This window comes from Flammeovirga sp. OC4 (assembly GCF_000812565.1).
In the GTDB taxonomy this organism is placed as follows: domain Bacteria; phylum Bacteroidota; class Bacteroidia; order Cytophagales; family Flammeovirgaceae; genus Flammeovirga.
The window spans coordinates 24,193-47,880 of sequence record NZ_JTAM01000028.1 but is presented as its reverse complement, the minus strand read 5'-3'; the positions used below and the strand labels follow the sequence as shown (position 1 = coordinate 47,880).

Sequence of the window (23,688 nt, the reverse complement as noted above, 5' to 3'; positions counted from 1 at the left end):
TAAAGGTCATATCAATTGAATTTGATATGACCTTAATTTTTAAAACATGTTCCTTATAAAAAATTCAACCTTGATAAGAAGTTGTTTTTATAAGAATTACCAATCGGAATACTTTTCTGAGGCATCTCAATTTGTAAATCTTCTATTGTTTCAACCTTTGTAAGATTGACAATGTAAGAACGATGAACACGTATAAAATTATCAGGAAACTTCTTCTCTAAAGCTTTCATTGTCGAGTGAATCACATATTTCTTATCAATTGTATTGATCAACATGTAATCTGATAAAGCTTCTACGAAATAAATATTCTTTAGAGATAGTTTTACGATCTTATTGTCGGCTTTTACATACAAAGTATCATCCTCACTATTCTCTACCAACTTCTGATCACTTTCTTCAATAGTAGTTTTTCCTTTCTCTACAGCTTTCAGAAAACGAGGATAAGTGATTGGTTTGATCAAATAATCGGTAAGGTTGTATTCATAGGCTTCAGCACCAAAATCCCTTCGTCCGGTGATAAGAATGACCTCAGGCAACTTTTCAAGTGATTGAACTAATTCAATCCCTGTCATCTGTGGCATTTCTATATCCAAAAACAGAAGGTCAACGGCTGTATCTTTCAGCATTTCGTATGCTGAAACAGCATTATCAAATTCCCCTACAAGCTTTAAGCCATTGGTTCTTTTGATAAAGTCTCTCACTACCATACGAGATACTTCCTCATCATCCACTATGACACATTGTAAATCGGCCATACTATAGTTCTAATGTTTTTAACTTTTGAATGTATTTTCCTAATATATCAAATTCTAAATTGATTTTAGTACCTTTTTTGATTTTATGGAAGTTCGTATGCTCAAAAGTATAAGGAATGATAGCTACACTAAACTGACCTTTTGCATCATCTACAACTGTTAAACTTGCACCGTTGACACAAACAGAACCTTTTTCAACTGTAAAGTTTTTAGTTGAAGGATCATATTGGAATGTAAATCTCCAGCTTCCTTTTTCATCCACAACATCAATACACTCACCAATTTGATCTACATGTCCTTGCACAATATGTCCGTCAAAACGTCCATGAGAAGGCATACTTCTTTCCAGATTTACTACATCACCTACAGCCCAATCTCCCAAATTTGTTTTTTGTAAAGTTTCATGAATTGCAACTACCTGATGCTTGTTATCTTCAATATGTGTAACTGTTAAGCAAACACCATTATGTGCTAAACTTTGATCTATTTTTAATTCGTTTGAGATAACTGACTCAACCGTAAATATTGTATTTTCTTGATCTTTTTGGATATCAACAATGGTTCCTAGTGCCTCAATTATTCCTGTAAACATTCTATGACTATGGTTTAATTATTATTACAATACAAGTTAGGCAAATTTACGAAGAGAAGTTTTACTTTTGTGTATTAAGTGATGACAAAAAGGTACTCGCAGAGAACAATCATCATTTATATAGCCGATATCAACCGTATGCTCAAAACATACCAAGGCTTATTTATCTAGAAATTACCTTACCTATTATCTACTTTTCTTTTTCTTATGACTGTAACCAATATAGAACAAAGATATGAGATTGTTAAAGGATTGATTGACAATGAAAATTGGAATGTACTAGAAGAGGTTTTATTAAAACTTCCTCCTGTAGAAATTGTTGAAGTCCTTGAGAGACTAGAAGAGAAAGACCTTCTCATCATATTTACCCTTTTCCCTAACAAAGAGAAAGCTCAGATTTTCGGTGAGCTCAACAGAGACCTTCAATATTACCTTTTTAAGAGTCTTGAAAGAAGATCTTTTTCTAAAGTTTTTGAAGCGATGCGTTCTGATGAACGAGCCGATTTTTATCAGGAATTGACAGTAGATGAACAATCTGCTTTGTTACCTTACCTCAACAAACAGGTAAGAAGCAATGTTGTAGAATTGAGTGGGTATGATGCTGACTCTGCAGGAGGCATTATGACTACAGATTTTGCAACTGCAAGAAATTGGATGACTGTCCGAGAAACGGTAGATAAGGTAAAGAAAGATTCTCCAAGTAAAAAAATGATCTACTATGTATATGTAGTAGATGATGAAAAAGTACTATTAGGTTTTGTGACTCTGAAAGATCTTATTCTGGCAGAATTAGATGACAAAATTGAAGATCTTATGATTGTTGATTTTGTAGCTGCTACAGTGGATGAAGACAGGGAACAAGTTGCCAGAAGAATCGAAAAATATAATCTGGTAGCACTACCTATCCTTAACGAAGAGCGAAAACTAGTCGGTATTGTCCGTCATGATGACGCCATAGAAGTCATTGTCGCTGAACAGACGGAGGATATGGAAAAAATGATGGGTATTACATCGTCAGCAGATGAAGATGATGATGAAGGCTACATGGATATTTCTGTCTTTAGACATTTCAAAAAAAGGGTGCTTTGGTTAGTGTCTTTGGCAATCATAGGAATGATCTCAGGTCTGATTCTCCATCATTTTGAAGATGCTTTGGATCAGATGGTAATTCTTGCCCTATACATGCCTATGCTAGCAGATACTGGTGGAAATGCAGGTAGTCAAGCAAGTACTGTAGTGATTAGAGCACTTTCTTTAGGTGAAGTGACTACCAAAGATTGGTGGAAAATCACATTTAAAGAAATGAGAATTGCTTTGCTTTTAGCGGTTTGTCTATCTAGTATTGCTTTTATCAAAGTAACATTACTCTCTTTTAATGCTATGTTGCCAGGAGAACTTACGTTATCCTATGTTGCATTTATTATTTCATTAGCATTGGCTTTACAAGTGGTCACCTCTACAATGATTGGAGCAGGTTTACCTCTTATCGTCAAAAAAATGAAAGGAGACCCTGCCGTCGTTGCAAGTCCAGCAATTACCACTATTGTCGATGTTACAGGACTGTTAATTTATTTCAGCTTAGCAACTGCCTTTCTTCTCAATGCTGTCGGTTAATTCAGCACAGTAAATTCATTTTCACCATTTTGATGATTATTAGAGACATTATTAAAGTAGCAAAAACAGTAGATTTAGAAAGAAGTTTTTTGTAGGACTTAAATTATTCCAGAATAATGCTTACATTAGATTTACATTCAAGCTATGAGCTACTTTTTAAATGTTTCTATGAAATCAACTGAACAGCAACTCTCTGACTATCAATCTTTGTCGATAAAAGCGGAGGCCTATATTAATTCCATTAAAAACAGCCCCCAAGAAAGATTGGAATCTCGAAAAGAATACTATGTAAAATATGGTTTTGCAGACGGGAACCAATATGGTTTTGGTAATTCTGAAATTGACTTTTTAGAATGGGAAGTAGAACGAGGTGTACTAGCAGAAGAGTATCACGCCCGTTGGTGGTATAATGTTAATCTTAAGTTCATTTATTACTCAGTTTTAGGATCCTATGTTTTTGAGAAAAAGTTAGAATGTAAAGATCTTCCTCAGCCTGTACAAAGATGGGTGGATTACCTTTCTAATCCTTGTTCTAGTACTTGGTATAAAGCACACAATACAAGCATTATTCATGGATACATTGAATACAAAGAATTAGCGAAAGAAGAGTCTTGGATCGAACAGTATTTTATCAATGAAGTTTTAGACCGTTTACTTTATGCAGAAGTAATGGTAGAGGGAAAAACAGAATTATTTGGGCCTTTAGGTAAAATATTGGCCAACCCACGCTTACCAGCAGTGGATATATTAGTAAAAATAAAAGATTTATATCCTGAAAACTATCCATTAAAATTTAGAGATATGCTTAATGTGTTGGATATCGGATTTGATATAGGCACATTGATCTCCTATATATTAGATAAGGTTATCATAAAAAGACATTTAAAAAAGATCTATTTCTACATTTCAGAATTGTTGGAAATTCCTGAACTCGAAAATTTTATTGTCGACAATAAGGTAAACTATCCCCAAATTTAAATACTATGACTAAGAAGAAAATTGCAATTTTCGGAGGAGGCATCTCCGGATTGACTACAGCTTGGGAACTATCAAGCATTAAAAACTGGCAAGACCAATATGAGATTCATCTTTATCAATCGGGATGGAGATGTGGAGGTAAAGCTACTACAGGTTTAGGTGAAGAAGGAAGAGTGGAGGAAAGAGGTATTCACATGTTCCAAGGTTGGTATGACAATGCCTTCAGAATGGTACAAGAAGTATATGAATACATTGCAGAGCATAATTTAAACCCTGACGGTGCTTTTCAAACATGGAGAGATGGATTCAACCCGAACCCAGTAACTTCCATGGTAGAACAAGATAAAAATGGCAACTGGATCGATTGGCCATTTGTTTTTCCTGACAACAACCGAGTTCCTGGATCAGGTGAACCAGTAAGTTCTTCTGTTTTAATTAAAGAATTTATTGCTTTAGGATTAGAAGTTTTAATCGGATCGCCTTATCAAGAAAATACTTCCGGAAAAGTAGGATTCTGGAATGATTTACTAGCACACCTTTTCTTCGACCAACCTATTGCTGAAGAAAAAATCAAGAAATATTCTGGTTTAGAAAGACTAGCTTTACGCTTTGCTAAAAAACTAAGTATCAAAGAAGGAAAATATAATCACACAAAACGTTTTAAGTCACTAGAGGAAAAAATAGATGAATTAGAACGTTTAGATGATAGAGTGGACCTTGTAGAAGACTTGATCAAATATTCAGATCGAATTGTAAAATTACTGAATACATGGATCTTTAAACTTCTATTTAGAGGCAATCACTTAAGACGAATTTCAGAAATTGTACAACTATCACTTGTTTGTATTGAAGGTGTTTTCAAAGATGTTTATAATGTGAAAACAGGCAAATACGAATGGGAAAACATCAACAACTATGATTTTTCTGATTGGTTGAGAATGAACGGAGCAAGTGAGCAAGTGATTAACTCTGCTATTGTACGATTCTTATATAAAGGTACATTTGCCAATAAGTACAATGGAGAAAAAGGAACTGTAGCTGCTGATATCTCTGTTCGAATGATGTTGATGATCCCAAGTTACAAAGGAAGCTTTGTTTGGAACCTAAGAGGAGGAACTGGGGGAACTTTTACAGCCCCACTTTATGTTGCATTAGAAGACAGAGGAGTCAACTTTCATTTCTTCCATCATTTGGACGAAGTGAAATATTCTGAAACTGATGAAATTGAGGAAATTATTGTTGGAAAACAGGTAGATCTTAAAGAAGGTCTTACTAAATATAAGCCTCTAGTAAAGCAAAAAGGATTGTTCCAATGGACACTTCATCCTGATTTGTCTCAGATTAATGAGGCACAAGCTGCTGAAATCAAGGAAAAAAATATTGATATAGAATCTCATTGGTCAGGTTGGGAAAATGTTGAGTCTCTTGAACTGAAGAAAGGAGAAGATTTTGATGTTGCTGTACTGGCAACTTCAATCAAGCCTTTAGAATATATCTGCTCTGAAATCATGAAGAAAAAACCAAAATGGAAGAATATGGTGGAAAAGGTAAAAGCTACCGCTACACTTAATGTTCAATTCTGGTTAAATGAAGATATTGAAGGTTTAGGAATGGATTTAGGAGAATGGGGAATGAAAGATGGTTCTTATGCCAATACCGTCATTTATGAGGATCCTTTATATTCATGGACCTCTATGACCTACATTGCTCCTTATGAAAACTGGAAACCTGAATCAGAAGCAAAACAAATCAGTTATTGGTGTGGAACTTGGCCTACCAATTACCCTGAACCACCAAGAAGTAATACAAATTACCCCAAAGAGCAAGTTGCCCTGTTGAAGAAAGTCGCAGAAGATTGGATGGATAATTATATGGGTTGGTTCTGGCCAAAAGCTAGAAAGAATAATAAATTCGATTACTCACTGCTATGTGATAAGAATATGAATGCAAATCCAATGGAAAAATATAATAATCAGTGTTTTGTCACTAATATGGATCCATCAATGCATTATGTATTAGCACAGCCAGGAACCAATAAGTATAGATTAAAAACCGATGAAACGGAATATAAAAATTTATTCTTTACAGGAGATTGGATCAATTTTGGATTGAATGTAGGCTATATGGAAGGAACTGTTATCTCAGGCATTCAGGCTGCAGATAAGATACTAACAAATAGTTTAAATAAATCCATTGAAAGACAACACGCTCTCTTAGGAGTTATTGAAGAATAGCGCTCTCATTTTTTTAAAAACTTGTTTTATGTTTTTACCAGCACGATTTACCTACCTAATACTTTTATTTTTGATAGTAAGTAGTTCTTCTACTTACGCTAGGAGTCATACGTTCGAGAATATTGGTACTAAAGTGATGATTCTTGAAGATGCATCTCATTCTATCTCAGAAATGGATGTGATTTCAGGGAATAAAGACCACTTATTTAAATTTTATAATCAGGAAATTCCAAATTTTCAGTCTACCAAATCTTCTTATTGGGTGAAATTTGAGACGAATGTGTTGGATGCTGAGCATAATTATATTGAAGTAGGTAGTGCCTTTTTAGACACCTTGCACTTTTATGAAGTGAGCAAGGAAGGTTTATTATTGAAAACGGTAAAAACGGGAGATGCTTATAATTTTAGTACAAGAGAAATCGATATGGGGAATTTTGTATTCCGGTTAACGGAACCACAAAATTCCACTATATATTTAAAAGTATCGGCCCTTCAGCCTTTATTTTTCCCATTAAGAGCAGGAACAATCACCGATTTTATTGCTTTCGAGCATGATTTCGATTTTTACCAAGGTATTTACTTTGGGTTCATGCTCTTGATGTTTTTCTATAACTTTTTTGTATGGTACTCTACAAGAGATAATATCTATCTCGTTTATGTCTGTTATGTGTTGAGTATTACTGTATTTATGGCAGCGGTATTTGGTTATATGTTTGAATATTTATGGCCAGAAACACCGATTATTAATGAGTTTGTGGTCATCAGCTCCGCATTTACTCAAATCACAGCTGTTATTTTTACTAAAAAGTTTATCCAAGGAGACACATTACCTCCAATCATCAAAAAAGGGTTTACACTTTACATCATTTGGGGATTCATTATTATTGCTAGCATCATTTTAGACTTTAAAGTGGAAGCATTAATGATGTCACAAGTAGGGCTCTTAACACTTGGATTCCTATTATTGATAGCAAGTTTGATTTCATATAAAAGAGGTTATAAGCCTGCCAAATATTACTTAATTGCCTGGGGTGCATTGAATGCAGGCTTTATCGCTGCAATTTTAGAGAGTGTCAATGTACTAGAGGTAAGTATGTACTTAAATCCAATGCAGATCGGTTCGGGTATAGAAGTATTATTCCTCTCTTTTGCCTTGGGTGATAAGCTGAAAACATTAAAAGAAGAAAAAGAAAGAGCGCAGTTAGAAGTATTAGAAGCATTACAGAAAAATGAAACGTTGATCAAAGAGCAAAACGTAATGCTGGAAAGAAGAGTGACTCAAAGAACACACGAACTTTCTGAAGCTAACACTGAATTAACTGCTCTTACTGAAGAGTTATCAACTACTCTTGAGACTGTAAAAATGCAATCCAACATTATTGAAAAAGCCCACGAAAATACAAAGGCAAGTATCAATTATGCGAAGAGAATACAAGACGCAATGTTACCTAATACGAATCAGTTAAAGAAAGTATTAAAGGACATGTTTATTTTCTATAAACCGAGAGACATTGTAAGTGGAGATTTCTACTGGTCACATGAAAAAGATGGAATTATATATTTGGCAGCATGTGATTGTACAGGTCATGGTGTACCTGGTGGTTTCTTAAGTATGTTGGGAAATGAGGTACTTACGGAGATTGTCAGCTTGGAAGGAGTAAGCGATCCTAAAGATATTTTGTTAGAAGCGGATAAAAGAATATCAGAAATTTTGAAGCAAAAAATGAATACCAATATGGATGGTATGGATGTTTCATTAGTACGCATTGATAAAAAGAAAGGTGAGTTAACATTTGCAGGAGCCAAAAATCCATTGGTGTATGTGAAAAACGGAGAAGTTACAAAAGTAAAAGGTGATAGCTACTCAATTGGTGGTAACTATAAAAAGACAACAGCTCAATTCAAATCTCACGTTATTCCAACAAAAGACACGAAATTTTATCTTTTCTCTGATGGTTATCAAGATCAGACAGGTGGAGGTGACAATAAGAAATTCATGGTGAGGAAATTCAGAGAATTATTAAGAGATACTTCTCTAAGTGCAACTATGGAAGATCAAAAATCAAAAATTATAAGCACATTAGAGAAGTGGATGAGTCAAGAAGATCACTTCACTGCTCAAGTAGATGATATCCTTGTTGTTGGATTTGAAGTTTAACAATAGTCCACTAATAATTATATAACTTATATCCTCATAAAGCTAACAGGCGTTATGAGGATTTTTTTATAAAAAAAAGACTTTTGTACTAAAGAAATATTGAAATGCACTATTTAATAGTAATTTTACAACGATAAGAGTTTTTTATTACAAAACTATCTGAATCTGAAAACTTCAACTAATTTAACTATCGCTTTCATTTTAATCTAAACACCTTCTAATGATGATGTACTATTTAATGATCGAAATTTTTATTTTCGGTTATCTATTGATTGTGTTGGAGCACAATACTCATATCAATAAAGCTGCTACAGCTTTGATAATGGGAGCAGGACTTTGGGCGCTTTATGCCATAGGGGCTCAAGAAATTTTAGCACTAGGTTTTAGTGAAACTTGGAAAGAATGGCTGGTAAATAATGGTAATGATGGATCACAAGAGTCGATTACTCACTTTTTAGTTCATCATGAATTGACGGAACATCTTGCAGAAATTGCCTCAATTGTCTTTTTCTTAATGGGAGCAATGACTATTGTTGAAGTAATTGATGAATACCAGGGGTTCAGAGTAATCACCAACAAGATTAAAGTGACGAATAAGCCAAAATTACTGGCTATTATGTCATTCCTTACTTTTTTCCTTTCTGCTGCCCTCGACAACTTAACCACAACAATTGTAATTGTAGCTGTACTCAACAAGTTAATTAAAGATGATGAGACTCGTTGGTATTTTGCAAGTATGATGGTCGTATCAGCTAATGCAGGCGGAGCTTGGTCTCCTATTGGTGATGTAACCACTATTATGCTTTGGATTGGTGGACAAATTACTGCACTCAACATTGTTAAGGAAATATTTTTTCCTTCATTTGTTGCTATGATTTTACCTCTTGGCATTTTATGTATGAAATTGAAAGGGGAAATCGATCCTCCTGATTTGGGAGAAGATGAAAACAAAGCCTTTATTCCATTACGAGACCGATTAATTGTTTTGATAATGGGTATTGTAGCGCTACTAGCAGTACCAGTGATTAAATCTTATACTCACCTTCCTCCATTTATTGGCATGTTACTGGGTTTAGGTGCCATGTGGTTCCTTACTGATTTTAAATTGCATTCTAAAACATTAGCAGATAAAAGACGCCTCAATGTAGGTAGAATATTGACAAAAATTGATATGCCTACGGTACTTTTCCTAATGGGTATCTTATTAGCAGTGGGGGCACTCAGTTCAGCTGGACATTTAAATGTTATGGCTGGATTCATGCAAGAGCACTTCACTGATATTTATTTCCAAAATACACTTATTGGTGTCTTATCTGCAGTTGTCGATAACGTTCCTATTGTAGCGGCATTTATGGGAATGTACCCAATTGCTGAAGCAGGTGCTACAGGAGAGATGGCCAACTTTGTGGTTGATGGAAAGTTTTGGGAAATGTTGGCTTATGCTTCAGGTACTGGTGGTAGTATTCTTATCATCGGATCAGCGGCAGGAGTAGCGGCAATGGGGATGGAAAGAATCAGTTTCTTATGGTATTTGAAAAATATTGGCTGGATAGCAGGAATAGGTTATCTGGGTGGTATCGCATTGTTCTACTTTGAAATGTGGTTAATGTGAACAACTTAATACAAACCGCTATTATATAGTTAAAATGAAAGAAAGTTATCAACATTAAATGTTGATAACTTTCTTTTTTTATACAAACTGTCATTTATCAGAAAGTAATTCACATAATTTGCTAATATTGTATCTATAACTTACAAAACCGATTTATTCACAATCCAAAAAACTATGTATAGGCTGTTAATAATATCATTTTTTACCTTGATTTCAGTCAGTTGTGATCATGTTAAAACCAACAAAAAAAAGAAAACTGTTGATAACTCTTCAATAGGAGCAATTCCTGAAATAATTAATCATCATATTGAGACTAAATCAGGAATGTTATTCACATTAACGGAAGAAAAGTTATCCCAAAGTGTTAGTAACATTTCAATTCAAGGTATGAATTTCCCTAATTCCAATGAAATACTCACATTTGAAGGAGTAGACCCAATTGAACAATTCTATGTGATCGACTTGAACAGAGATGGGTTTGAAGAATTTTATATTGCCGTAAGAACTGCTGGTTCTGGTAGTCATATCAAGCTATTAGGGATTGCTTCTTTCAATGACGAAAGCTATGGTAAAATCTATATTCAATCCATTACTGACAATGATGATTTAGCTGTAGGATATATGGGACATGATGAAATTGATTTTACTTCAAGTGGAATTCATAGAACTTACCCTCTCTACACCTCTGATGATACAAATACTCACCCCACTGGAGGTATGCGAAAAGTAAATTATGAATTAATCACAGGTGAAGCAGGATATATATTGAATCCTTATTTAGAGGAATGATTTTCCCTTTTCCTAACAACTCTCAAAACTTTTATTACCTGTTTGATTATTTTTTTAATCAAAGTAAGTTTGTACATAAACAAATTATCAATCATGAGAAACCTAATTAATTTTATTCTTTTTGCTTTCCTTATCGGGTTCACAACATCTTGCACAGAGAAAGGAGAAGGACCAATTATAAGTGACGAACTTGCAATTGATTATTTTACAGGGATAGAAGTGAATATAGCTGGGCAAGTGTTAGTAGAACATGGTACAGAACAAAAGGTATATGTAGAATCACAACAAAATGTACTAAATGCTTTGTCAAGAGAAGTAGTAAATGGTGTTTGGAAAATCAAACTAAATACTAACATCAGTAATTATGATTTTAAACTTCATATCATCACCCCTGAGGTAGATAAAACAGATGTTTCAGGCTCAGCAAATGTCGAAGTTTTAGAGCCTTACTCTGAGAGTGGTATTTTTAGAACTGCGGTTTCAGGAAGTGGGTCACTTAATGTTTCAGGAATGAATGATGTAAATAATCAAATCATTTCAGCTGTTTCAGGAAGCGGAAATGTGTCACTTTCTGATATTGAAACCAAAGACATGAATGTTAGTGTATCAGGCTCAGGTAATGTAGAATTAAATGGAACAACTATAACATTTACAGCAAAAACATCAGGTTCCGGTAGTATTTCAGATTTTCGTTTGACTGCTTCTGAGGTTGATGCAGAAACTTCTGGTTCGGGGTCAGTATCGTTTACTTGTACTGATAAATTATATGCTAAAGTTTCTGGGAGTGGGAATATCCAATACAAAGGGAATCCTACAGATGTTGAGACTGTAATTTCGGGATCTGGTAAAATCGAGAAAGTAGATTAAAAAATTCATCCGCTCATATATAAAAAGGTCAGTCAACTTGTTATTTAAAGTTGACTGACCTTTTTTATTTTATACTCTCATTTTCATTATAGGCGAATGACTAATAATCCATTTTCCCTTAAGGTTTTCCAAACTTCACTCTCTGTAAAATCAATAAATGAGAATCCTGTTTCCTCTTCAAAAGCTTCAGCTATTTCTTCTACTTTTAAAAACCCTTCTTCATTATAAATACTGAAAGATTCAATGTTATTTGCTACCCATTCCGCTAAAATAGGATGACATTCAATTTCTAAATCTTCTTTTTTATTAATGAAAATAAGTTGACCAAAATCTTCTTCTTCATCAATTTCTAACATCGGAGCTTTACCCAACCAAACTAATGAGTGTTTTGAAAGTTCATGATCCTCTTTTGTTGTTTCAGCTAAATAATCTTCAATCAAATTAGGAGCTAAAGAGGTAGAATAAGTGGAGAAATTAAACCATCGATGTACAGGTAAGTCTAATTCAACACCATGCATATAATTAAAGATAGATGCTTTTAACCCCTCACTAAATCGGGTATGTTTGGCACCTGTAGGATCTTTATGCGGAAGATCATTCCATGCAAAACCTTCAAACTCAAAATCATTTTGTTCCACTTGATATACCTCTGGATCCAAACCAACAGGAGCGTGTGCAGTCATTGCAAATTGATGCCAAAACCCTGAGTGTAAACAGTGATTACTGAACATTTGACGTACTACCTCTAAAGAATCAATTGTTTCTTGAGTGGTTTGCGTTGGAAAACCATACATCAAATAGGCATGTACCATAATACCAGCTTCACTAAAAGCCCTAGTCACTTGTGCTGCTTGCTTTACTGAAACTCCTTTTTTCATCAATTGAAGTAAACGGTCTGAGGCCACTTCTATTCCTCCTGAAACAGCGACACATCCAGAAAGTTCCAACAGTTTACAGAGGTCAGGTGTAAATGTTTTTTCAAAGCGGATATTTCCCCACCACGTAATCTTTGTTCCTCTTCGAATCAATTCAATGGCAATATCTCTCAGTGCTAAAGGAGGTGCTGCTTCATCCACAAAATGAAAACCTGTTTGTCCTGTTTCTGCAACGATTCTTTCTATCCTATCTACAATCATGCTTGCAGGTGCAGGATCATACCTACCTATATAATCAAGAGAAATATCACAGAATGTACACTTTTTCCAATAGCAACCGTGTGCTACAGTCAGTTTGTTCCAACGTCCATCATTCCAAAGTCGGTGCATAGGGTTAGCCACATCAATCACTGAAAGGTATTGATCTAAAAGAAGGTCAGAATAATCAGGAGTACCTATTTCTGCATGTGGTATAACACTTTGAATTTTTTGATCTATAAATTGCAACGTTCCTTCTTCATTAATTAAATAAGTACGTTGTAATTGCTGAGTAGAAATTTTACCTTCTAAATACTTCAGGAGATTAATTAAAGGCCCTTCACCATCATCTAAAGTGATAAAATCAAGATACTGGAAAACCCTTTGATCTTGGAGGGACCTCAATTCAGTATTGGGATAACCTCCACCCATTGCTACCTTGATGGCTGAATGATTTTCTTTGATATACTTCCCACATTTTAAAGCACCATAAAGGTTACCAGGAAAAGGTACTGTAAGTGCAACAAGGTCAGGTTGGACTAATTGAATTTTTTCTTCAAGAATTTCCAAAAGCCATTCATCCAAAATATGAGAAGGTTGATGTAAAGCATCTTCAATAGGTGAAAAATTGGTTGCTGACATAGCTATTCGTTCAGCATATCGGCTAAAACCAAAATCTTCAGTAATAGCTTCAATAATAAAATCCCCTAGATCTTCTAGATAGAGCGTTGCTAAATACCTAGCTTTATCATTAATGCCCATTGTACCAAAAGTCCAATCTACATTATTGACTTGTTGGAATCTTTTAGCCCTTGGAAGAAAATTATCTTGACAGATACTATGTGCCAGTGTATTATCTTTATTTTGAAGAAATCGAACAACAGGTGCAATAGTTTCAAGGTAATCATCTTGAAGCATAAAAATTCTCTGAACGTTATCCGAACAATCACTTATTACTTCCTCGGCTTCATCAAATAAAGCGGAAAGACCTTCTTCACTAAATATTTTTAAGACCAATTCTAACCCCAAATCAACTTGAAAGGCATCGATATTTTTTTCTCTCAAAAAACCTTTAAGGTAAGCAGTAGCCGGATAAGGAGTGTTTAATTGTGTGAGTGGCGGGGTAACTAATAATGTTTTTATAGACATCTATGAGTGATCTAATGATTTCATATGTGAGTATATCAAGTTAAATACAAACAACTCAATATAAACAGAAAAAGGCACTCGAAGGTGCCTAAAACCTTCTTTAACTTAAGATACTTAAAAAAGGTCTTGAAAAGGAGATTACACAAGATTATACCCCACATTGATGAGTTATAATTGTACAGCATCTCCTGTATATGTTTTACAAAATACTCTAATTCTCACTAAGAAAATGGAGCATTAGATGATTCAGTTTTAATTATTTTTTTGACTTATCCGCTGAGTATTTTGCTAATTCTTCTTTCTTCGCTTTTAACTTTTCCACTACCTCTTTTTGGATTTCAGCAGCTGCAGTCACATCCTCTTTTAAGTAGTAAGCATAGCTATTGTTGAAAGTCGTAGAGTCAACACTATTTTTAGAGTAAACTCCAGCTTCCAATTTTTGGTAGGCATTCATCGCTTGATCTTTAGGAAGATGTTGCGTTGACACAGTTGCCTCAGCTTTATAGAGATCTATTAATACTTCAACCATTTTATCCTTTGGTAATAAATCCGCCGGAGCTTGTGGTTTTTCAGGACCGCAACTAACAAGTAAAAGTCCTAATGCGAGTACATTAAATATTCTTTTCATAAAGGCAAAAATACCCAAAGTGTTTAAATGCAGGAATCATATTTTGTTACCACAGCCAAAATTGTGGTTAAATAGTGTTAAATGAGCTTTCAAGTTGCTCACAACAATATGGTTGAACTAAATTTGGTAACTCGGAAAAGAGAAAATGTTAAGAAGAAACACCGAATTGTAATGAAAGAACTGCTCAAAAAGCTAAGACGCTACGAAATTCGTATCAGAAAAGCGATCGACTCGCACATGCAAGGCGATTACCACTCTGTATTCAAAGGGTCAGGTTTGGAGTTCGATGATGTGAGGTTGTATCAATATGGAGACGACATCCGACATATAGATTGGAATGTAAGTGCAAAGGGACATGGAACTTTTGTCAAAACATTTAAGGAAGAAAAAGAACAAAGTGTTTTCTTTGTAGTGGACGTAAGTGCCTCTCAGGATATTGGTAAGCAGGGAAGGAAAAAAATAGATATCTCCAAAGAAATAACAGGTGTATTATCTTTATCAGCCATCAAAGAAGCAAGTTCAGTAGGACTGTTGTGTTTCTCTGATGACAAGGAAAGATACATGAAGCCTAATAAAGGTCAGAAACATGCTTATCAGCTATTTGGTGAGTTGTTTAGACTAAAGCCAAGATCACCTAAAACAAATATTGGCAGAGCTTTAGGACAAGCATTGGCCATGTTGAAAAGAAAAACCATCGTCATTGTCATTTCAGATTTTGTAGATGAAGGTTATGAAAGACATTTGAAAGCATTGTGTAGAAAACATGACTTAATTGTAATTCATGTAGGTGATGACAGAGAAACTACTTTCCCAAGGATAGGTATTGCACCACTTTTTGACAAAGAAGCTGGGAAAACTATCTGGGTCAATACCTCTTCCAAACAATTTAGGGACCGCTTGGATAAGTTTTATGCTAAAAATAGAATAGCTCTAAGTGACCTGATCAGAAGAAATGGAGGTAACTATCTTTTTGTCAATGCACAAGAAGATTATGTACCAAAACTGATCAACTTGTTTAAAGTCAGAAATGCATCAAAAAAATAAAAATTAGAGTGACTGATAATACGTATTCTAATGAATAAGATTTTAACTAATATACTTTTTATAGCATTCATACTCACAGCAAATGTAGTAGTAGGTCAAGAAGAAGAAAACCTTCCCTATGGTCGATTTAATACGGATAGTATTATGTTGGGTGAAGAGGTAAAGTATACTCTTCGTTATGAGCATCCCGCAGATGCGGAAGTTTTATTTCCTGATTCTACGTTCAATTTTGCTCCATTTGAACTGTTAGATAAGACCTATTTCCCAACAAGAACAATCAACGATATCAGTGTAGATTGTGTAGAATATACTTTATCTACTTATGATATTGATTCAGTGTATGAACTAGGATTGCCAGTTTGGGTATACAATCAAGGTGAAAAAGATTCAGTAATGGCCAACTTGGATGGCATCTTCTTTAAAGATTTGATTCAAGTAATGCCAGATTCAGCACAACTATATGCTAATGTTGATTTTATACCTGTACAGCAGGAATTCAACTATCCTTACTTCCTAATATTCATTGGAGTAGTAGTTGTCATCGCATTAGTCGTTTTAGTTGGATTTGGAGGTAAAATCAAAGAATATTACAGAAAGAAAAAGCTCCAAAAACGTTATGATAATTTCTTACAGCATTATGGTAATTATCTTAATGGTGAAATGACCGTCAGTAATGTAGAAGAGTCCATTGCGGTTTGGAAGTCATTTATGGCATCTGTCATCTCAATACCAATTCAAGCAATGACTTCAAAAGAAGCTGGACAAGCATTACATTCTAAGGAGTTAGAAGGGCAGTTAAAAGTACTGGATAGAGTAATCTATGCTGGACAAGGTGAAGAGGAAGCAAAAGCAATCCTTGAAGGACTAAAAGAATGGGCAAAGCAAGGGCAAGAATATGCTATGACTAAGCCTGAAGGAGCATTTGTTTTTAAGAAATAGAAAAGATTAAGTACTAAGACAATCATGTACGAAAATATATTATCATTAGATTGGTTTACACCTGCAGTCCTAAAAGGGTATGATTGGGGAAATATTATTTTCTTATACGGGATTTTAGGTATACCATTCCTCTTTTTATTGAGATGGTTATTTCGCTATAGAGTACGTCAGAAACTAGATGTCGCTTTGCCTGAAGGACATTTAAAAGCTGATTGGAGTACTTTATTACGTTTCTTACCACCTTTGATTCTTTCTATTGCAATGGCATTGATGTTGATTGCTTTAGCAAGACCTCAAAAAACCAATGAACAGGTGGAACAATGGACAGAAGGTATTGATATTATGTTGATATTGGATATTTCCCATTCTATGAAAATTGAAGATTTTGTACCCAATAGGATGGAGGCTGCTAAAAAAGTAGCAACTCGTTTTATTGATGGCAGAATTCAAGATAGAATTGGCTTGGTTATTTTCTCAGGTGAAGCAATTTCCTATGCACCATTGACTACAGATTATAGCCTTCTGAAAAATTTGATCAGAGATATTAATTTTGATATGATCAAAGAACCAGGGACAGCAATTGGGTCAGCATTGGGTGTAGCAATCAACCGCATGAGAGAATCTGAGACGAAATCGAAAGTAGCGATTTTACTTTCAGATGGTGAAAATACAGCAGGTAGTATTGATCCTAAAACAGCAGCCGAATTGGCTTATGGTTACGGTGTCAAAGTGTATGCTATTGGTGTTGGAAAAGAGGGTAGAGTACCTTACGGAACTGATATGTTTGGTAGACCAAGGTATATTGAGCAACATTTAGATGAAACAGCCCTAAGAGAAATTGCAAAAATTGGTAAAGGAAAGTATTTTAGAGCTACAAATAATAAGGCATTAACAGCAATCTTTGATCAAATTGATCAATACGAAAAAGCGGAGATCAAAGAAACAAGATATAAGGACACGAAAGATTTTTACTACATCTATTTAGTTTGGGGTATTGCTTTCTTCCTGATATGGATGGCTTTGAAAAGTACATTCCTTACAAATGCTTTGGAAGATTAAGAAGAACGAAGGGGAAGAATGGAAGTAAGACGTTGGCACATCATCATTGGCTTTTCTGTACTATTTATCACTTATGCGATAGTATTATTGAATATTCAAGTATTTAGTAAAAACTACAAAACAAGAGCGGAAGCCAATATTGTAGAAAGAGTGGTAGAGTACCCATTACGAGGTATGATTTACGATCGTAATGGAAAGCTATTAGCATCAAATGCAGCTGTATTTGATATTATGATTGTGCCTAAATATTTTAAGCTTGCCCCTGAAGATTCATTAGAATTAGCGGATATGTTGGATTATTCCATTGAGGAATTCAGGGACAATATCACTAAAGCCAAAAGATATTCATGGTACAAACCCTCTACTTTTAAGAGACAACTAACTGAGAAGGAGTATGCGAAAATACAAGATAGAATTATAGCATATAAAGGTCTCAGTGTACAAGCAAGAACAATTCGTTCCTATCCCCATAAAAGCTTAGCCAATGCACTTGGTTATGTAAAAGAGGTTTCAAAATCATTTTTAGATAAAGATACTGCCAACTATTATCAAAGCGGTGACCTTATCGGTAAAAGTGGTGTAGAAAAATATTACGAAGAACAGTTACGTGGTCAACGTGGTGTAAGTTACATCATGAAAAACGTAAAAGGGGTCACGAAAGGTAAATTCGAGGATGGTAAGTTTGATACTATCCCAAGAGTTGGAGCGACTTTAACTTCTTCTATTGACCTTGATTTACAAGCTTATGGTGAACAGTTAATGAGAAGAAAAAAAGGTGCTATCGTAGCGATTGATCCAAGTACTGGTGAAATTTTAGCAATGATTTCAGCCCCCTCTTATGACCCAAATGAGTTGACTGGAGAAGGAAAGAGAGTTTCTAAAATCTATAGTGAATTATCAAGAAGTGAAGATAAACCTCTTTTCAATAGAGCCATGCAATCCCGTTATCCTCCTGGATCTACGTTTAAGACCGTCATGGCTATGATTGGTTTGCAAAATAGGGCTGTAGACACTTTAACAACTTATTTTAGCTGTAACAAACATCTTGTGGGTTGTCATGACCATAAATCTCCTTTAAATGTAGCAGGCTCGATTATCAACTCTTGTAACCCTTGGTATTATCAGGAAATTCGTAGAATGCTCAATGACGAAGGTAAACGCTATGAAACCTCAGATCTTTTACGAAAAACCTTAGATGAATGGAAAGAAGAGGTAATGGAATACGGTTTAGGACGTAAGCTTGGAGTAGATATGCCTTATGAAAAAGGTGGTCTTGTTCCTAGTTCTAGATTATATGATAGAATCTATAAAGGTGGTGGTTGGAAAATCAGTACAATTCATTCTATCAGTATCGGTCAGGGTGAAGTCCTAGCCATGCCCATCCAACTCGCCAATTTAGGAGCAATCATCGCAAACCGAGGCTATTACTATACTCCTCATATCATCAAGGATATTGGGGGAGAAGGGCCATTACCAGAATATAAAGAAAAACACAAGGTAAACGTAAAGCCAGAATACGTTGATCATATTGCCAGAGCAATGTCTGAAGTACCTCGTATTGGTACAGCAAGAAGAGCGTATAGCCCAGAAATTGTTATTTGTGGTAAAACAGGTACGGCTCAAAACCCTCACGGTGAAGATCACTCTATCTTTATGGGTTTTGCTCCTTTATATAATCCTAAAATTGCCATTGCTGTATATGTTGAAAATGCAGGCTTTGGTGGTACATGGGCTGCACCCATTGCCAGTTTGATGATGGAAAAATACGTCAACGGGGAAACAAAAAGAGGCTACCTTGAAAAATATGTGGATAGCGTTGACTTAATTCAAAGAGAGAAAGATAGAAAGGAAAAAGAACGCCTTCTTAAAGAGCGAAGAGAAAAAGCGAAAGCAAAAAGAATCGAGCTTCAAAAGAAAAGAGCAAAACAAGATTCTATCAAAGTAACTACTTCGCCTGAAGCCTAGATTGAAAAAAAATATAATGACTATTCTTATTTAGAATAGTAGGATAGAACATAATTTGAAAAGAGTTATGCTCTTTTTTACACAAAAAAACACCATCACAAATACCTCAAAAAGATATTTATGATGGTGTTCATCATTTATGATAAAAAAGATCTAAGCCTTTACCAATTGTCCTTTATTGACAATCGCTACAGCTTTACCTTTTAATTTTTTACCTACGAAAGGTGTATTATTTGATTTTGATTGGATATCACTTTCAGCAAAAGTCCAAGAAACTTCAGGATCGAAAATAGTAAGTACTGCCTTACTACCTTCTGCGATTGGTGCTTGTTCTACTTTTAAGATTTGACGAGGGTTTACAGTCAATTTCTCAATGATCGTATCTACATCAATCTCTGTTGGTAAATTAGAAACGATAGAAGCGAAAGCTGTTTCTAAACCGATGATACCGAAGTCCGCTAAATCAAACTCTAAGCGTTTTGACTCCGTATCTTGAGGTGTATGTGAAGAGACAATAGCATCAATAGTTCCATCCTTGATTCCTTCCCAAAGTGCATCTACATCTTTTTGAGATCTGAATGGAGGATTTACTTTTAAGTTGGTGTCGAAAGAGGCTAAATCTTCATCTGTAAATGCTACTTGGTGAGCGGCGATATCACAAGTCACTTTCAACCCTTCTGCTTTTGCCTTGCGGATGATCTCCACTGACTCCGGTGTAGAAATATTAGCAAAGTGTACTCTACCATCTGTATAAGTCAATAGAGAAACAATTTTTTGAATGGCTAACCATTCTGCCACATTTGGAATACCTCTCGTTCCCATCAATGTAGATGGAATACCTTCGTTCATGTGACCATCATTGTTCAATGTTTTCTCATCTGCTTTTTCAATCATCAAACCATCAAACAACTGCATATACATCAAAGCTCTTTTAATGACGCCAAGGTGCCAAGATGATTTCACGCCATCTGTAAAAGCTACAGCTCCGGCATCGTGCATATCTTTCACCTCATTCATCTCTTCTCCTTTACAATCTTTTGTCAAAGCCCCCATAGGATGGATTTGAACAGGAGAAAAAGTACTCATTTGCTTTACGAAATGAATGCTTTCTTTGGATTGGATGACTGGAGTGGTATTCGGTAAAGTAGCTACATCTGTAAAGCCACCGAAAGCAGCTGCTTTTCCTAAAGAGGCAATATCTTCTTTGAATTCTTCACCAGGCTCATTTAGAGTTGCTCTCATATCAAACCAACCTAATGAAACGTACAATTTCTCATTTCCTTCAATGACTTCTGCATTGGAAGCATCAATTTTTTCAGTGGAAATTTTGTTGATGATACCATCCTTAATAAGGATGTTTACAATTTGTTTGTGATAGGTTGAGGAAGGGTCTGATACTCTTACCTTACTGAGCAAAATTTCTTTCATTACCATGTGACTCAAAAAGATCTTATATTAATTTTTGGCCACACCAATGAAAATCGAGGTGATTATTGGAGTAACCGGACAAATTTAAGATAAAAAAATGAAGAATGAAGAATTAAGAATGAAGAGTTTGAATAGAATAATGCTCGTTTCACTACACGATTATTTCCTACTTCAATTTGCAGGGCTTGATGACTACAATAAGATACCCTATTAAAAATTAATGAAGTAAGTACATTGTAAACTAAATTATCGTCAACTTTCAGTCAATCTTTCTACATGTAATTATAGGATCTACTTTCAAACTTCCTTCTTCTTCATTTTTCCATTGATGAAAAACGAAGCAAAAAATCTAGGCTTAGAAGTCAAAAGCTAAATTTCATATCACTCGCCTAAATGATTTTAAACTCGCTAAAGCTCAAACAAGAAAATCATTTTTAACGGCTCATTCCATGAAATTCTTAACGCTTTTCCCTTCAAGGCCGGGGCATTTACTGCTAGATGATTGTCTAATTACAGATCAAAAGAAAAGTGTTTTATAATGATCTTTTAAAGTGCAGTTCTGTAGGGACGTTTTAGTAAAACGTCCTTGCGAATCACAATACAGCATCATTTCCCCCCAAAAAAGTAATCATATTAATTAACGAAAACTTAGTTTACAGCGTAGTAAGTATTATAGTAATAAAAAAAAGAGACACTTTTCAGTATCTCTCCTTAATAAAAAATGCTCTCAAATTTGTTTTACCAGCCTGCAAACTTGATGTTTACCGACTTGAACAACTTGAACAGCATCCATAATATTTTTTACTAGTCTCAATCCCATTCCACCTTTGCGGTGCTCTTTAATCACATCATTAATAGTTGGGGACTGATAAGTTTTAATATCAAAAGCCTCTCCATTATCCTTGATTTCGATAACTACGCTTTCGGCATCTATAGTAGTAGTAACAGTTACTTCTATTTCTTTGGTAGGGTCACAACTATTAGAATGAATCATTCTATTTGCACACACCTCATCAACTGCAACAACGATCATATCTCGTTTGGAATCAGGTACACTGTAGCTATCTAAAGCCGAGAGAATAAATTCTCGGATTATATGTAGATTAGCGGTCTCACAGTTGACTTTTTTCCTAAACATCACTGTCCTTTAATAATTTGGATGGCTTCTTCTTTGGTGGTAGCCAGATTTAAAAATTGATCTACTCCTAAAATTTCAAATACACTTCTAATATTGTCTGCAACATCAAATAAAACCATCGTAATATGGTCCGCTTCAATATCGTCTAATCTGGAGGTAAAAACTCCAATTCCAGCAGATGAAATGTAAGTTAACCCTACACAATTTATCAATAACTTCTTATCTCCTCTGTCAATCACTTCTTGTAGCTTCGTGTCTAAATCTACAGATGAACTTGCATCGAGCTCTCCAACCACATCGATTAGAGTGAAGTCACTTTCTTGTACAACATTAACGTCTACTTTAGTCATTACGTATACGGTTTAACATCATTAAGGTTTCCCTTATTTTGATTTTTTTTTACATTTTTTATCAAATCATGAAATATAAGGTCATAGATCATGATGATCTACAACCTTACAAATATGATTTTTGGAAAGAAATCAATACGCTGATTATAAAATCAACATAGCGTCTCCATAGCTTAAGAAACGGTATTTTTCTTTGATTGCTTCCTCGTAAGCTCTCATTACTAAATCATAACCACCAAATGCAGTAGCCATCATTAATAATGTAGATTTTGGCTTATGGAAACCTGTTACCATCGAATTTACAATCTTGAAATCGTATGGAGGGAAGATAAATTTGTCTGTCCATCCTTCGTTTCCTTTTAAAGAATTTGATGCTGATACAGAAGTTTCTAAAGAACGTAGAACAGTAGTACCGATAGCACAAACATTTTTCTTGTTTTCTAATGCTTTGTTTACAATCTCTACTGTTTCTTCACCTACTCTGTAGTGCTCAGAATCCATTTTATGTTTTGTCAAATCCTCTACATCTACATCTCTAAAGGCACCTAAACCTACGTGCAATGTAATAGGAGTGATATCTACGCTCTTGATTTCAAATCTTTTGGCGATTTGAGGCGTAAAGTGAAGACCTGCTGATGGAGCTGCTACTGCACCTTTTTTAGAAGCAAAGATAGTTTGGTAACGATCTTTGTCTGAAGGCTCAGCTTCACGGCCTAAATCTCTTGGAATTGGAGTTTCACCTAATTCCTCAATTGTTCTATAAAATTCTTCTTCTTCACCGTCTACTAAGAAACGGATCGTTCTACCTCTTGAAGTAGTATTATCAATAACTTCCGCTACTAAACTACCATCTCCAAAGTATAATTTGTTACCTACACGGATTTTACGAGCAGGGTCAACCAATACATCCCATAGGTGAGATTCTTTATTGAGTTCACGAAGAAGGAAAACTTCGATTTTAGCACCTGTCTTTTCCTTGTTACCATAAAGACGAGCTGGGAAAACCTTAGTGTCGTTCATTACCAACACATCTCCATCATCAAAGTATTCCACGATGTCTCTGAACTTACGGTGTTCGATTTCACCTGTTTTACGGTGTAAAACCATTAAACGTGCATCGTCACGATTTTCCTCAGGATACTGAGCGATGAGATCTTGTGGTAGATCAAACTGGAATTGGGATAGCTTCATGGAATGAAATTACGTATTATTTTCTTTCTGTAAATATCAATATTCGCTTAACTTTACACAATACA

General features: G+C 35.0%; 19 protein-coding genes. 11 read left to right on the top strand and 8 right to left on the bottom strand.

Annotation, left to right across the window (positions count from 1 at the left end):
* Positions 1–53: 53 nt before the first annotated feature.
* Positions 54–755: a LytTR family DNA-binding domain-containing protein gene (locus PL77_RS16355; RefSeq protein WP_044207533.1), complete on the bottom strand. Its 702-nt coding sequence runs from the start codon at positions 753–755 to the stop codon at positions 54–56.
* 1 nt (position 756) lies between these two features.
* Positions 757–1,347 (bottom strand): riboflavin synthase, encoded by a 591-nt coding sequence (locus PL77_RS16350; protein WP_044207531.1) that lies wholly within the window; start codon positions 1,345–1,347, stop codon positions 757–759.
* A gap of 207 nt (positions 1,348–1,554) precedes the next feature.
* On the opposite strand from PL77_RS16350, the gene mgtE reads away from it, so the two are divergent.
* From mgtE to PL77_RS16315, 7 genes are all read left to right on the top strand, one after another.
* Complete coding sequence (mgtE, locus tag PL77_RS16345) at positions 1,555–2,961, top strand: magnesium transporter (protein ID WP_052444487.1); 1,407 nt, start codon at positions 1,555–1,557, stop codon at positions 2,959–2,961.
* Positions 2,962–3,129: 168 nt separating this feature from the next.
* A complete protein-coding gene (locus PL77_RS16340; protein WP_044207530.1) occupies positions 3,130–3,939 on the top strand; it encodes a hypothetical protein in 810 nt (269 codons plus the stop codon).
* 5 nt (positions 3,940–3,944) lie between these two features.
* A complete protein-coding gene (locus tag PL77_RS16335; protein ID WP_044207528.1) occupies positions 3,945–6,173 on the top strand; it encodes an FAD/NAD(P)-binding protein in 2,229 nt (742 codons plus the stop codon).
* A gap of 28 nt (positions 6,174–6,201) precedes the next feature.
* Entirely contained in the window at positions 6,202–8,331 is a 2,130-nt protein-coding gene (locus PL77_RS16330) for a 7TM diverse intracellular signaling domain-containing protein (protein WP_082026588.1), read from the top strand.
* A gap of 220 nt (positions 8,332–8,551) precedes the next feature.
* A complete protein-coding gene (gene nhaD, locus PL77_RS16325; protein ID WP_371199231.1) occupies positions 8,552–9,943 on the top strand; it encodes a sodium:proton antiporter NhaD in 1,392 nt (463 codons plus the stop codon).
* Between the two features lie 174 nt (positions 9,944–10,117).
* Complete coding sequence (locus PL77_RS16320) at positions 10,118–10,732, top strand: hypothetical protein (RefSeq protein WP_156152400.1); 615 nt, start codon at positions 10,118–10,120, stop codon at positions 10,730–10,732.
* Positions 10,733–10,825: 93 nt separating this feature from the next.
* Positions 10,826–11,599: a head GIN domain-containing protein gene (locus PL77_RS16315; protein ID WP_044207522.1), complete on the top strand. Its 774-nt coding sequence runs from the start codon at positions 10,826–10,828 to the stop codon at positions 11,597–11,599.
* Positions 11,600–11,685: 86 nt separating this feature from the next.
* Here the strand turns inward: PL77_RS16315 and PL77_RS16310 are convergent, their stop codons facing one another.
* Positions 11,686–13,881: a radical SAM protein gene (locus PL77_RS16310; RefSeq protein WP_044207521.1), complete on the bottom strand. Its 2,196-nt coding sequence runs from the start codon at positions 13,879–13,881 to the stop codon at positions 11,686–11,688.
* Positions 13,882–14,137: 256 nt separating this feature from the next.
* Entirely contained in the window at positions 14,138–14,509 is a 372-nt protein-coding gene (locus tag PL77_RS16305; RefSeq protein WP_044207519.1) for a DUF4296 domain-containing protein, read from the bottom strand.
* Between the two features lie 171 nt (positions 14,510–14,680).
* On the opposite strand from PL77_RS16305, the gene PL77_RS16300 reads away from it, so the two are divergent.
* From PL77_RS16300 to mrdA, 4 genes are read left to right on the top strand one after another with little or no spacing between them, the layout of a single operon-like run.
* Positions 14,681–15,553 (top strand): DUF58 domain-containing protein, encoded by an 873-nt coding sequence (locus PL77_RS16300; protein WP_044207638.1) that lies wholly within the window; start codon positions 14,681–14,683, stop codon positions 15,551–15,553.
* Positions 15,554–15,583: 30 nt separating this feature from the next.
* Complete coding sequence (locus PL77_RS16295; protein ID WP_044207517.1) at positions 15,584–16,492, top strand: hypothetical protein; 909 nt, start codon at positions 15,584–15,586, stop codon at positions 16,490–16,492.
* 24 nt (positions 16,493–16,516) lie between these two features.
* Entirely contained in the window at positions 16,517–17,551 is a 1,035-nt protein-coding gene (locus PL77_RS16290) for a VWA domain-containing protein (RefSeq protein WP_044207516.1), read from the top strand.
* Between the two features lie 18 nt (positions 17,552–17,569).
* Positions 17,570–19,516, top strand: a complete 1,947-nt coding sequence (mrdA, locus tag PL77_RS16285) for a penicillin-binding protein 2 (protein ID WP_063769029.1) — start codon at positions 17,570–17,572, stop codon at positions 19,514–19,516.
* Between the two features lie 153 nt (positions 19,517–19,669).
* Here the strand turns inward: mrdA and PL77_RS16280 are convergent, their stop codons facing one another.
* The 4 genes from PL77_RS16280 to queA all read right to left on the bottom strand — a co-directional run bounded on the left by PL77_RS16280 (position 19,670) and on the right by queA (position 23,623).
* Positions 19,670–20,944, bottom strand: a complete 1,275-nt coding sequence (locus tag PL77_RS16280; RefSeq protein WP_044207636.1) for a dihydroorotase family protein — start codon at positions 20,942–20,944, stop codon at positions 19,670–19,672.
* A 727-nt stretch (positions 20,945–21,671) separates the two neighbouring features.
* A complete protein-coding gene (locus PL77_RS16275; RefSeq protein WP_044207514.1) occupies positions 21,672–22,082 on the bottom strand; it encodes an ATP-binding protein in 411 nt (136 codons plus the stop codon).
* Positions 22,082–22,432 (bottom strand): STAS domain-containing protein, encoded by a 351-nt coding sequence (locus tag PL77_RS16270; protein ID WP_044207513.1) that lies wholly within the window; start codon positions 22,430–22,432, stop codon positions 22,082–22,084. The genes PL77_RS16275 and PL77_RS16270 overlap by 1 nt, the downstream gene beginning before the upstream one ends.
* A gap of 144 nt (positions 22,433–22,576) precedes the next feature.
* Positions 22,577–23,623 carry a tRNA preQ1(34) S-adenosylmethionine ribosyltransferase-isomerase QueA gene (gene queA / locus PL77_RS16265; RefSeq protein ID WP_044207511.1) on the bottom strand — a complete coding sequence of 349 codons (1,047 nt, stop codon included), beginning with the start codon at positions 23,621–23,623 and terminating at the stop codon, positions 22,577–22,579.
* Positions 23,624–23,688: the final 65 nt, after the last annotated feature.

Excerpts from the sequence above, each read along its gene's own strand:
- PL77_RS16270 (WP_044207513.1), bottom strand. The coding sequence starts at position 22,432 with ATGACTAAAGTAGACGTTAATGTTGTACAAGAAAGTGACTTCACTCTA.
- mgtE (WP_052444487.1), top strand. The coding sequence starts at position 1,555 with ATGACTGTAACCAATATAGAACAAAGATATGAGATTGTTAAAGGATTG.
- queA (WP_044207511.1), bottom strand. The coding sequence starts at position 23,623 with ATGAAGCTATCCCAATTCCAGTTTGATCTACCACAAGATCTCATCGCT.
- PL77_RS16300 (WP_044207638.1), top strand. The coding sequence starts at position 14,681 with ATGAAAGAACTGCTCAAAAAGCTAAGACGCTACGAAATTCGTATCAGA.
- mrdA (WP_063769029.1), top strand. The coding sequence starts at position 17,570 with ATGGAAGTAAGACGTTGGCACATCATCATTGGCTTTTCTGTACTATTT.
- PL77_RS16350 (WP_044207531.1), bottom strand. The coding sequence starts at position 1,347 with ATGTTTACAGGAATAATTGAGGCACTAGGAACCATTGTTGATATCCAA.
- PL77_RS16295 (WP_044207517.1), top strand. The coding sequence starts at position 15,584 with ATGAATAAGATTTTAACTAATATACTTTTTATAGCATTCATACTCACA.
- PL77_RS16320 (WP_156152400.1), top strand. The coding sequence starts at position 10,118 with ATGTATAGGCTGTTAATAATATCATTTTTTACCTTGATTTCAGTCAGT.
- PL77_RS16275 (WP_044207514.1), bottom strand. The coding sequence starts at position 22,082 with ATGTTTAGGAAAAAAGTCAACTGTGAGACCGCTAATCTACATATAATC.
- PL77_RS16340 (WP_044207530.1), top strand. The coding sequence starts at position 3,130 with ATGAAATCAACTGAACAGCAACTCTCTGACTATCAATCTTTGTCGATA.
- PL77_RS16280 (WP_044207636.1), bottom strand. The coding sequence starts at position 20,944 with ATGAAAGAAATTTTGCTCAGTAAGGTAAGAGTATCAGACCCTTCCTCA.
- PL77_RS16315 (WP_044207522.1), top strand. The coding sequence starts at position 10,826 with ATGAGAAACCTAATTAATTTTATTCTTTTTGCTTTCCTTATCGGGTTC.
- PL77_RS16290 (WP_044207516.1), top strand. The coding sequence starts at position 16,517 with ATGTACGAAAATATATTATCATTAGATTGGTTTACACCTGCAGTCCTA.
- PL77_RS16335 (WP_044207528.1), top strand. The coding sequence starts at position 3,945 with ATGACTAAGAAGAAAATTGCAATTTTCGGAGGAGGCATCTCCGGATTG.
- PL77_RS16310 (WP_044207521.1), bottom strand. The coding sequence starts at position 13,881 with ATGTCTATAAAAACATTATTAGTTACCCCGCCACTCACACAATTAAAC.
- PL77_RS16305 (WP_044207519.1), bottom strand. The coding sequence starts at position 14,509 with ATGAAAAGAATATTTAATGTACTCGCATTAGGACTTTTACTTGTTAGT.
- PL77_RS16330 (WP_082026588.1), top strand. The coding sequence starts at position 6,202 with ATGTTTTTACCAGCACGATTTACCTACCTAATACTTTTATTTTTGATA.
- PL77_RS16355 (WP_044207533.1), bottom strand. The coding sequence starts at position 755 with ATGGCCGATTTACAATGTGTCATAGTGGATGATGAGGAAGTATCTCGT.
- nhaD (WP_371199231.1), top strand. The coding sequence starts at position 8,552 with ATGATGATGTACTATTTAATGATCGAAATTTTTATTTTCGGTTATCTA.